The following is an 11033-nucleotide window of genomic DNA, read 5'->3' as shown; positions in this document are numbered from 1 at the left end:
CATCTGCATTTGCTGTTGAAAGTATCCGGAAGTGGTGGTTTACCATGGGAAAGCCTTTATATCCTAATTCAAATAAGCTGCTAATCACAGCAGATAGCGGCGGCAGTAACGGATACCGCAGAAAACTCTGGAAAACGGAATTGCAAAAGCTTTCATCTGAAATTGGGTGTTCTATATCGGTTTGTCACCTTCCTCCGGGAACAAGTAAGTGGAATAAAATCGAGCATCGATTATTTTCCTTTATCAGCCAAAATTGGCGCGGCAAACCTCTTGTCAGCCATGAAGTTATCATTAGTCTAATTTCATCCACAACTACCCAAAAGGGTCTTATTGTAAAATGTGAACTGGATGAAAATAAGTATCCCAAAGGCATACAGGTATCTGATGAATATCTTCTAAAAGTGAATATGAAGATGGATGATTTTTATGGAGAGTGGAATTACACCATCTTACCGAACACAAGCTAATATGTTACAATAATATTATGACAGACTCTAAATTAGAAGCCTTATCCCATATCATAAATGAAATTTATAGGAAAGAGATTTTTTGCTTTTTAGAAAATAATAATAATTATAATTTGTTATTAATAATTGTCATGCTTTGTCTAACATCAGGTAATTCAATATATGAATTGAAATTTTGTTGGTTATATCATGCCGGGTTGATATTAAATAACCGGCAGGTGTTTTCAAAGATATTTTCAGATAAAACCACAGGGTCTTCCTTTTTTATTTCGGAAAGCTTTAAAAAAACCGATTTCACAAAGGCTGGTTCATTACGCCGGGTATTATTTTTCTCGGGAGCCGGAGTAAGATAAGGCGCATCAGTTTCTATAAGGATGCGGTTGTCGGGAATAAAAGGTATCATATCTCTTAATTCTTCCCCGCGGTTAGCAATTGTAAGTATGCCTGTAATTCCAATATAAAGACCAAGATCGAGACATTTTTCAAGCTCTTCCCGGTTTCCGCTAAAGCAGTGTATGACGCCATTAATTTCTTCTTCTTTTTTATGGTCTTTTAAGATATCGAAAAACCTGCCGTTGCTGCCTCTTTCATGAAATATTATTGGAAGGCCGAGTTCATCAGCTGCTTCAAGCTGCCTTATAAACCACTTCTCCTGTTCTGCTATTGGTGAGAACATTCGGTTAAAATCAAGGCCGATCTCACCCCAGGCTTTGACTTTGATATTTTCAGAGAGGTCTTTTAAGTGATTTATAGTATTATCGCTGCATTCTTTCGAGTCGTGTGGATGGACACCAACCGAGGCATAAAAACCTGGATAAGTTTCTGCGATTTTAACCGCTTTAACTGAGCTTTTCATGTCTATTCCAACTATCATTATTTTTACAACACCAGCTTTTTTTGCTCTATTTACTACTGAACCTAAATCCTTGTCGTATGCTCTATCGTCTAAATGGCAGTGACTATCAAAAAACTTCATAGGTAACACCTTAATCTATTGCTATTGAAGTAGTTATGAATATTTTAATGCAGCGGCGCCATTAAAGTATCCCGATAAATTTCCTGCCGTTCGTTTGCGTGTCAGTATCTCCAAGAAGTCAAACACGGGTTATTTAAAACTCTTTGAGTATTTACAGCAGTATTTGAACGCGCTTAACATTTAACAAAAAGTTTATCAATAATTACTTTATAAAAAGTTTGTTCTGCTTACAGCATATGGATAAAGTGCAGATGTTTAAGATCCGGTATTTTTAACTTTTTATGAAGGTTTAAATTTAGGTTGATTTAATTAAAGGAATATGATTTCGTCAAAATCCGAAACCGTTGGGGGTTTTTCCCCACTCAAAACGGTATTATAACATTTTAGTGTTGTTGAATTAAAATAATATTTTGTTCTGGAGGTCCACGATGTTTAAAATTGTAAAACGCGAAGAGATGGCTGGGGGCACTGTAATTTTAAATGAAATTGAAGCGCCTTTGATTGCCCAAAAGGCTAAGCCAGGCCAGTTTGTGATCATGAAGGCTAATGAAACGGGTGAGAGGGTGCCGCTTACAATGGCGGATAGCGATCCCAAAAGCGGAACAATAACTGTAATCTACATGGTAGTAGGAAAGTCTACCGCTCTTTTTAAGAGTCTTAAAGTAGGTGAAGGCTATCAGGATGTTATAGGCCCCCTGGGCAAGCCTACGCATGTTGAGAAACTTGGAACAGTTGTTTGTGTTGGAGGCGGGACAGGTGTTGCTGTTTTGCATCCGATTACACGGGCTCTTAAAGAAGCAGGAAACCATGTTATAGCTATTATCGGTGCACGCAACAAGGATTTGCTTATACTTGAAGATCATATGAAGGCTGCTTCAAATGAACTTTTTGTTTGTACTGATGACGGATCATACGGGCATCACGGGTTTGTAACCGATATTTTAAAAAAGATGCTTGAAACAAAAGATGTTAAGCTTGTTGTAGGAATCGGTCCTGTCCCAATGATGAAATTTGTATCCAAAATGACCAAAGAGTATAATGTGAAAACTCTGGTCAGCCTCAATCCTATAATGATTGATGGTACAGGGATGTGTGGCGGATGCCGGGTTTCTGTTGGCGGCGAGACAAAATTTGCATGTGTGGACGGACCTGAATTTGACGGTCATCAGGTTGATTTTGACGGCCTTATGCAGCGTTTACAGGCTTATTGCGTCGAGGAAAAAGAGTGTCATGATGCATTTTGCAAATTAAACCGGTAGATTCGGTTTTTCATTGACTTATATCAAGGATTACAGATTTTCGAATTCGATTTAGAATTCTTATACGGAGGATTTTATGGCTGAAGAAGAGGTAAAAAAAGCTAAAAAAGAAGTTATACCAAGGCAGCCTATGGAGGAGCAGGCTCCCGAAATACGAAGAAGAAATTTCAAAGAAGTTCCGATTGGATACTCCATTGAAACTGCAAAGCTGGAAGCGCAAAGATGCCTTCAATGTAAAAAGCCGGCCTGTGTTGAAGGCTGTCCGGTTCAGGTGGATATTCCTGGCTTTATTAATTGTATTAAGGAAGGCGATTTTACAAAAGCTATCAGAACAATATGGCTGAAAAACAGCCTTCCGGCAGTTTGCGGAAGGGTTTGCCCGCAGGAAATACAGTGTGAGGGACTATGCGTAGTCGGCAAAAAAGGTGCGCCTGTTGCGATAGGAAACCTTGAAAGATTTGCCGCTGATTATGAAAGAAATAACGGCAAAGGAGAACTTCCTCCCAAAGTGCCTTCTACAGGCAAGAAAATTGCAGTTGTAGGCTCAGGCCCTGCCGGACTTACTGTTGCAGCCGATCTTATCAGAAAAGGACACGAAGTTACGGTTCTTGAGGCTTTTCATAAACCTGGCGGAGTGCTTGTTTACGGGATTCCCGAGTTCAGGCTTCCTAAAGAAATAGTATTTTCCGAAGTGGCTTTTTTAGAAAAACTTGGCGCTAAAGTTGAGTGCAATAATGTTGTAGGAAGAACCGTAAGCCTTGAAGAGCTGTTTGCACAGGGTTATGATGCAATATTTGTGGGTGTTGGCGCCGGACTTCCCACATTCATGAATATTCCTGGCGAAAATCTTATCGGAATCCTTTCCGCAAACGAGTACCTAACACGTGCAAATCTTATGAAGGCTTATTTATTTCCCGAATATGATACGCCTATTGTAAGAGGCAAAAACGTTGTTGTGCTTGGCGCAGGAAATGTTGCGATGGACTCTGCAAGAACTGCGATGCGGCTTGGAGCTGACAATGTAAAAATAGTATACAGAAGATCAAGGCAGGAAATGCCTGCAAGAAAAGCCGAGATTCATCATGCCGATGAAGAGGGCATAGAATTTTTTCTGCTCACTGCTCCCACTCAATTTTTTGGAGATGAGAAGGGAAGGCTTACCGGTATGGAATGCCTTAAGATGGAGCTTGGCGAGCCAGACCAGTCCGGAAGGCGGCGTCCTGTTCCTGTTAAGGGTTCAGAGTTTAAAATGGACTGCGACCTTGTCATTGTTGCTGTTGGAACAGGCCCAAATCCTCTGCTTACCCAGTCGACACCTGAACTGACTTTAAACAAACGGGGTTACCTTGTTGCCGATGATGAAACCGGCAAAACATCGATGAAGGGTGTATGGGCAGGTGGTGACATAGTTACCGGTTCTGCAACCGTAATCCTTGCAATGGGTGCGGGAAGAAAAGCTGCCGATTCAATTGATAAGTATCTTACGCTTGGTTGGTAATAAATTTAGATAAGTTTGAAAGAAGCTTGAACTTTTGCTTTGGGACCTTTGTATAACGTTTCCTTTTGCTCCATTAATTTCTTCCGGAGTTAACAGAGGTCTCAAAGTTATTTTAAAAATTATTAGCACCGGTTAGATAGTTTTCTGCATCCGATCCCAGCTTTATTGTACCTTGTACCTTGTGCCTTTAGCCTTATCAACTTACGAACTTAACAACTTATCAGCTATCTTTTGATCTAATGCGGCAGATACTTTGATTTGCTGGAATCTATATTATATTTTTTTAAGATATTATCCCCGTTTTCATTGGCTTTCTCCCGATCCAGCACCATACTGGAGCCATGAATGTCTTCAATTATATCATATTCTCCTTTGTTTTTTTCAAAACCATCAACAAGATCAGCGATTCCTGAGATTTTTACTCCATTGACCGAATATATAACGGCATCTACAAAGTCATGATATCCTACATTTATTTCATCGGCGAGAACCTTAACAAGTACAACAATCTCTCTTTGTTCCCTTGTTGGCTCACCATTAATATAAAAATTTATAAGTTCTTTCGGAGCGTTTATGTGCCAGTCCTTTTCATTTCCATATTCCATCAGATAGTTTAATGTAAGAGTTTCAAATACAAGGCCTCCCCTGATATAATAGGCCGGAGACTGCTCATATCTCTCAAAAGGAACCAGTCTTTCATAATCAATCGGTTTTGTTAGTTTAACTGATGCTTCTTTTATTTTTCCGTTTCTGAGTATTTTAAATTCTGCAAGATCGTTTATTTGTTTTTGTTGCATCAAATATCCAAAATAAGTTCTTTCTCCCTGCCTGAATTCTATTGTTCCGTCATTTTCTATATTTTTACCCTCTATTGAAAGCAGTATATCATTTGGTTTTAATATTCCTTCTGCAGGTGAATCAGGATAAACTTTAATAATTAAAACTCCCGTCTGCTTTTCTGTCATGAGATATTTACGTCTCATATCAGGGTTTTCCATTTTCTGCATGGATAATCCGATATCAGGTGTGCCGTCATTTTTTCCGTCTTTGATATCCTCGAAAAAATGTTTAATTACAGGAGCCGGAATCATATAACCTATATTATCATAACGTCCATTTAAAAATCCTTGAAAGGCAACGCCGATAATTTTATTATCCTTGTTAAATACAGGTCCGCCGCTGTTACCGGAATTTATTGCAGCATCAATCTGGCAGATAAGTAAATAAGTGCTGCTGTGAGAATATTTTGTATGTTCTATTCTGGAAACAACCCCTTCGGTAATTGATAATTTATCCCCGCCTTCAGGAAAACCATATACTATGACTTCATCTTTTATTTCAGGAAGATCTCCTATTTCAGCAGGCTCTATCCCATCAAAAAATGACTCATCTTTGACTTTGAGTATAGCCAGATCCGATTCATGCGAAACCATTTCAGTTTCTGCCGTATATCTTTTCGCCTCACCGGAACGCCTAACCTGAATAAAAGTATTGTCTCTCACGATATGCGCATTTGTTAAAATTCTATTGCCACTTATTATGCAGCCCGAACCATTAAATATTTTCTGTCCCCACATTTGCCATGGTTCATGATAATTATAAGAGTTGCTTACCGTATAAATCTTAACAACAGCTTCTTTAATATTAGGTTTAGCCACAAAACAGGTCCGGAAATAACTGAACTTATTATTATCATCCATATAAATATACCCAAATATTTCATGCTGTGCTCCTATGTTTTATAAGCAACTATAAATTAAGCTGTTTGCAACCGTAACGAAGCTTTCTGTTTGGTATGGGCAATATTGCAGTTGCTATAATTCATGTTTGCCTAATTGATCAGAATTTCAGGAAAAAAATCACTGCTTAGCTATCCGGATATCATGTTAAGTAAGAGTTATGCAAAGCTTTCTCAGCTTTCCACTGTCTGCACCAACAGCTCTTTTCTGTAGTGGTCCAAAATAGTCGCCTTTGATATCATACCGGCAAAACATTTGTTCACAACAACCGGCATGCTGTACAGGCCATTGTCATCCATTATCCGAAGGACTTTGGGGAGGTCATCATCATTACTCACCGTTAAAACTTCCCGATCCATTATCTGCTCCACAAAAACCGTATCGTACATTATGGAATCAAAAAGATATGGCCGGATATCATCAAAATGTACCAGACCCATAAAATGTTTGCTTTTGGGATCTTCCACCGGATAATAGTTTCGGTGCGAATGTTTTATAACTTCGACAAACTCCCTTAAAGACATATCCGGCCTAACAGTAATGCAATCTTTTTCAAGAAGTTCCGAGATGCTTAAATCCGTAAGCACCCTGGCATCGGTTCCCGGCCTTAAAAGCTGGCCTCTTTCAATTAAATCCTTCATGTATAAAGAGGCCGGTTCAAAATAGTGGCATATGGCAGCAGAAAGAGAAGATGTAATGATCAGAGGAACAATAACCTCATAGCCTCCGGTAATTTCAACAATCAGAAAAATTCCGGTTAAGGGTGCCTGTAGTATTCCTCCGATCAAACCAGCCATCCCAAAAAGGGCGTAGCAGCCTTCTCCCACCCAGCTTACGGAAGGAAAAATTTGGGAAAGCCCCCTGTAGTAGGCAAGACCTGCAAAACTTCCAACAACCAGACTGGGGGCGAAAATGCCGCCCGAACCGCCGCTACCCAAAGTAAAGGAGGTGGCAAGCACCTTGGCAAAACAGGCAATTGCAACAATAGTTAATCCCTGAGTGTAAATCCCTTCTATCATTTTACGGATAGAATGGTATCCTTCACCAAGAATATCCGGAAAGAAAAAGCCCATAAGACCCACAATGCAGCCTCCTATAGCGGCTTTTGCCCAAAGAGGCAGGCTGACTTTTTCAAAGCGGTGATGGCTTACTCTCAATGATCTTGTCATCAAAATTGAAACAAAGGAGGTGACAAGGGCAAGTCCTACGCATGCAATTACATCCTGAAAACCGATATGGAATTTTTGGTGACTGAATGCGATCTGGTTGCCGGTTAACAGCCAGCTGACTTGAGTTCCGGCAACTGCGGCAACTGCTATGGGCACAATTTTCTCTGTAGACCATTCCCCAAGAATAATCTCCATGGCAAAAACCAGTCCGGTAATGGGGGCATTGAAAATCGCCGATATGGCCCCAGCTGCACCGCACCCTACCAGGGTTATCCTTTGCCGGTCATTAAAGGAAAAAATCCGGGCAATATTTGAGCCGATAGCAGCACCGCTTATTACAACCGGTGCTTCCGGGCCAGCCGAACCGCCGCTTCCTATAGTCAGGCAGCTTGAAACCAGGCGGGAAAAACTTGAGCGCAGGCGTAGAAAACCACCATATTTGGATACAGCTTTAATCACCTCCGGAACTCCGTGGCCGGGCTCTTCCCTGATGATTTTGTTTAAGAAAAGAGAGGATAAGGCCGCACCAATTGCAGGAAGAATAAATGCCCACCAGAAAGACCTGTAGTGTCTGAAAAATTCGAGCATAAATTCCAGCGATCTGTTCAAAACAAATGCAGCTATTCCGCTGCATATTCCCACTACAATGCCTGTAACGATAAGTAAGGGCCGGTCATCATGCCTTAATGCTTCCCATTTTACCGGAGATTGCCGTAGAAAAAATGGTCTCATTTATCAGCCTTTTCCAGGCGTTTTTCAAACGCCTCTATTTTTTCATAAAACATCTCGGATGCGGGGGAGCTGTTTAAAAAATTTATAAATGAATTATCCCTTAAGCAAAAAGATATACGTGATAAATAATAAAGATGAGACTTTACAGATGGACAAATGAGCAAAAACATTACTGATACCGGTTTTCCATCTATCGCTCCGAAATCAACTTTGTTTTTTAGAAAACATGTGCTGATAAAGGCTTTCATACCAGTACCGGTCATAGGACTTCTTGGATGCGGAATGGCAACTCCCTTTCCAATGCCTGTAGAAGTCAGCTTTTCACGTTCAATCAATTTTAAATACAGGGTTTCCTTGTCTTGCTCCGGGATATAAGGTAAAAGAGATACGGCATTTTTTAAAACATCATCAACACTATCTCCGGGAACTTCATAGTGAAGTCCGCCACGCTTCATGGCTGAAGTTAGTGCGTTTTTTTCGGATTCTTTTGTCTCATCCCTGTGATGATCAGAAAGTGTGAAGCTGATATTATGCTTTTCGGCCCATTTCCCAACAATCTCTTCATCAAACATGCAATGGTCATCTGCTTGTCTAATGGGAATCCTCCCCTGGCGCACCCATCGCTCCACTGTTTTCAGTGGGATATTAAGACATGCCGCAAATTCAGCAAGTTTTAATTTCATTTATTTTTGCCTCGTATTCTTTAAAACATAACTTTTTCTTAAAAGGACAAGTTTGTCGAAGTCAATCTTTCAATTTACACAGAGTTATATATCTAATCAATATCTTTATTCGGATTATACAGGGAAACTGAACCTGAATTTATTTATATTTATAGAAATTACAAAATCAGGTATTGTTTGTCTTAGCATATCATCATAACCAAAAAATAATTCATCAGCATTAATTCGGGTTAAAATTTGTTCGAACGAATTGGTTGATATTATTCTGTGCATAAGTCCTGAAATTTTAACTATTTGCATTTCACAAAATAATTTTATTTTTGACATAACTATATATTTATGTTATTTATCGAAAGTATATCTTAATTCATAATTAGTTTAGTTATAGATACCGTTACATATCATTCAACTCTTAATTGCTTCGATTATTATTAAATATAATTAGTTATATCTGTTTGCAGTTTTTTTGAATAAATATAAAAATTTCTCTTGATTATTTCTTATTAGGAATTATTGTTAAACAAGTAGTTTATTGAGTACTTAATATAATAAAGCAGGAGTGTAGAAGATGGCATCCATAAAAGGTACAAAAACAGAAAAAAATCTTATTGCATCATTTGCCGGTGAATCTCAGGCCCGCAATCGCTATACTTATTTTTCCAGTAAAGCAAAAAAAGAAGGATATGAGCAGATCGCCTTTATTTTTGAAGAAACGGCAAATCAGGAAAAAGAGCATGCCAAACGATTTTTTAAATTTCTTGAAGGCGGAGATGCTGAAGTTTCAGCATACTTTCCGGCAGGAGTGATAGGAACGACATTTGAAAACCTTAAAGCTGCTGCTGCCGGGGAATATTATGAGCACTCAGTTCTTTATCCTGGAGCTGCTAAAACAGCAAGAGAAGAAGGCTTTGATGATATTGCCGATGTATTTGAAAAAATCTCTGTAGCGGAAAGACAGCATGAAAAAAGATACAGAAATCTTATCGCCAATATAGAAAAAGATCAGGTTTTTAAAAGGAAAGAAAAAACGGTCTGGCGCTGCAGGAACTGTGGATATCTCCATGAAGGAAACGAAGCGCCTGATTTGTGCCCTGCATGTGATCATCCGCAGGCACATTTTGAGCTTCTTGGTGAAAACTACTGATTTTCGGACAAAGCAAGATATGTTACACCGATAACAATACATAAATAATAATTTAATGAAAGGAGCAGAAAGATGGCAAAAAGACTTGAAGTTTACAAATGCGAAGTATGCGGAAACATAATAGAAATATTACATGGCGGAGCCGGGGAACTGGTATGCTGCGGGCAACCCATGAAACTTATTGTTGAAAATACCGTAGATGCTGCAAAAGAAAAGCATGTTCCTGTTATTGAAAAAATATCAGGGGGCGTCAAAGTTAAAGTAGGAAGCGTTGCTCATCCGATGGAAGAAAAGCATTATATCGAATGGATAGAAATTATTGCCGACGGTAAAATTTACCGCCAATATCTGAATCCGGGTCAGGCCCCTGAAGCAGTTTTCAATATAGATGCCAAAGAAATTACTGCAAGAGAATATTGCAATCTTCATGGATTATGGAAAGCATAAAAGTATTAAGGAGGAAATATTATGTCAAGCTGGAAATGTCAAAACTGTGGCTATATGTTTGAATCGGAAGCCCCACCCAACGAATGCCCGTCATGCAAAGAAAAATGTGAATTTGTTGATAACACATGCTATACTCCTGATTGTGATGCAGGAGGTACAGGCGGTATTGATCCCAGAATAAAATAGATATATACAGTTGGATTTCATTTGTAGTTTATATTTATATATTTTGAAAAGGAATCATTATGCCTAAAGCATTAATAGTATTTGCCACCAGGACTGGCAAAACAAAACAAATAGCAGAAATCATAGCTGAAGGACTTCGCATCGCAGGTGTTGATGTTGAACTTCTTAATGCAAATGGAATAAAAAAGGAAAGCGCTCTTGAAGGATATGATGCTTATGTATTCGGGTCATCGACTTATCACGGAGAGATGATGGCTGGTATGAAAACTTTGCTGTTTCTTGCAGAGAAAGCGGATCTGGCAGGGAAAATAGGCGGTTCTTTCGGTTCATTTGGGTGGAGCGGAGAAGCTTCTGACCGGATTTTTGATACTATGAAACATACTTTTAATATGGATATGGTGAGCAGTTCCCTCCGCTTAAAATCCGTTTCTGTGGAGGGCGGCATAAAAATGGCCCAGGATTACGGCCGGGAAATAGCGAAAAAACTTGGTCTTTAATATTGCAATTTTTATACTTAATAATTTTTTAGAATAAGGAGGATACTATGACTACACCACAGCACTGCCCCGGTTTTCAGGAATTAAAACATCTTGAGTCTTTTATGTGTTCATGTCCTTCCTGCGGGAAAAAATTTGAAATATTTTCCGATGAGTTTGATAAAAAACACAAATGCAGCTCTTGCGGCGGTGATATTGATTTTACAAAATGCACACTTGAGGGTAAAGCCTAATAT

General features: G+C 39.1%; 12 protein-coding genes. 8 read left to right on the top strand and 4 right to left on the bottom strand.

The window, feature by feature from the left end; translation table 11 throughout:
* Positions 1-467, top strand: a 467-nt coding sequence (locus VXK47_RS01590) for an ISAzo13 family transposase (RefSeq protein WP_435547026.1), incomplete at its 5' end; no start/stop codon positions are given.
* A 187-nt stretch (positions 468-654) separates the two neighbouring features.
* Here VXK47_RS01590 and VXK47_RS01585 read toward each other — a convergent pair.
* Positions 655-1443: a TatD family hydrolase gene (locus tag VXK47_RS01585; protein WP_435547025.1), complete on the bottom strand. Its 789-nt coding sequence runs from the start codon at positions 1441-1443 to the stop codon at positions 655-657.
* Between the two features lie 428 nt (positions 1444-1871).
* Here VXK47_RS01585 and VXK47_RS01580 point away from each other — a divergent pair, with 428 nt between their 5' ends.
* Together VXK47_RS01580 and gltA are read left to right on the top strand one after the other, a co-directional pair.
* Complete coding sequence (locus VXK47_RS01580) at positions 1872-2702, top strand: sulfide/dihydroorotate dehydrogenase-like FAD/NAD-binding protein (RefSeq protein ID WP_435547024.1); 831 nt, start codon at positions 1872-1874, stop codon at positions 2700-2702.
* Positions 2703-2778: 76 nt separating this feature from the next.
* Positions 2779-4200: an NADPH-dependent glutamate synthase gene (gltA, locus tag VXK47_RS01575; protein WP_435547023.1), complete on the top strand. Its 1422-nt coding sequence runs from the start codon at positions 2779-2781 to the stop codon at positions 4198-4200.
* A 236-nt stretch (positions 4201-4436) separates the two neighbouring features.
* On the opposite strand, the gene VXK47_RS01570 is transcribed toward gltA, so the two are convergent.
* From VXK47_RS01570 to VXK47_RS01560, 3 genes are all read right to left on the bottom strand, one after another.
* Positions 4437-5900: a S1C family serine protease gene (locus tag VXK47_RS01570; protein ID WP_435547022.1), complete on the bottom strand. Its 1464-nt coding sequence runs from the start codon at positions 5898-5900 to the stop codon at positions 4437-4439.
* 212 nt (positions 5901-6112) lie between these two features.
* Positions 6113-7840 (bottom strand): chloride channel protein, encoded by a 1728-nt coding sequence (locus VXK47_RS01565; RefSeq protein ID WP_435547021.1) that lies wholly within the window; start codon positions 7838-7840, stop codon positions 6113-6115.
* Positions 7837-8523, bottom strand: coding sequence for a PTS sugar transporter subunit IIA (locus VXK47_RS01560; protein ID WP_435547020.1), 687 nt, complete (start codon positions 8521-8523; stop codon positions 7837-7839). Before VXK47_RS01560 ends, VXK47_RS01565 begins: the two co-directional genes overlap by 4 nt.
* A gap of 568 nt (positions 8524-9091) precedes the next feature.
* Here VXK47_RS01560 and rbr point away from each other — a divergent pair.
* The 5 genes from rbr (at position 9092) to VXK47_RS01535 (ending at position 11030) form a co-directional block, all read left to right on the top strand.
* Positions 9092-9667 (top strand): rubrerythrin family protein, encoded by a 576-nt coding sequence (gene rbr / locus VXK47_RS01555; RefSeq protein WP_435547019.1) that lies wholly within the window; start codon positions 9092-9094, stop codon positions 9665-9667.
* Positions 9668-9739: 72 nt separating this feature from the next.
* On the top strand, positions 9740-10114 hold the full coding sequence (locus VXK47_RS01550) for a desulfoferrodoxin (RefSeq protein WP_435547018.1): 375 nt from the start codon (positions 9740-9742) through the stop codon (positions 10112-10114).
* Positions 10115-10135: 21 nt separating this feature from the next.
* A complete protein-coding gene (locus VXK47_RS01545; RefSeq protein WP_435547017.1) occupies positions 10136-10300 on the top strand; it encodes a rubredoxin-like domain-containing protein in 165 nt (54 codons plus the stop codon).
* A 59-nt stretch (positions 10301-10359) separates the two neighbouring features.
* Complete coding sequence (locus tag VXK47_RS01540; RefSeq protein ID WP_435547016.1) at positions 10360-10797, top strand: flavodoxin domain-containing protein; 438 nt, start codon at positions 10360-10362, stop codon at positions 10795-10797.
* Positions 10798-10844: 47 nt separating this feature from the next.
* The gene (locus tag VXK47_RS01535) at positions 10845-11030 is read left to right on the top strand and encodes a hypothetical protein (RefSeq protein WP_435547015.1); all 186 of its coding nucleotides are present in this window, start codon (positions 10845-10847) and stop codon (positions 11028-11030) included.
* Positions 11031-11033: the final 3 nt, after the last annotated feature.

The organism is Desulfobacterium sp. N47 (genome assembly GCF_051233685.1).
In the GTDB taxonomy this organism is placed as follows: Bacteria; Desulfobacterota; Desulfobacteria; order Desulfobacterales; family RPRI01; genus RPRI01.
Note: the sequence above shows the minus strand (reverse complement) of the source record. Positions and strands in the feature narration are given on the sequence as shown.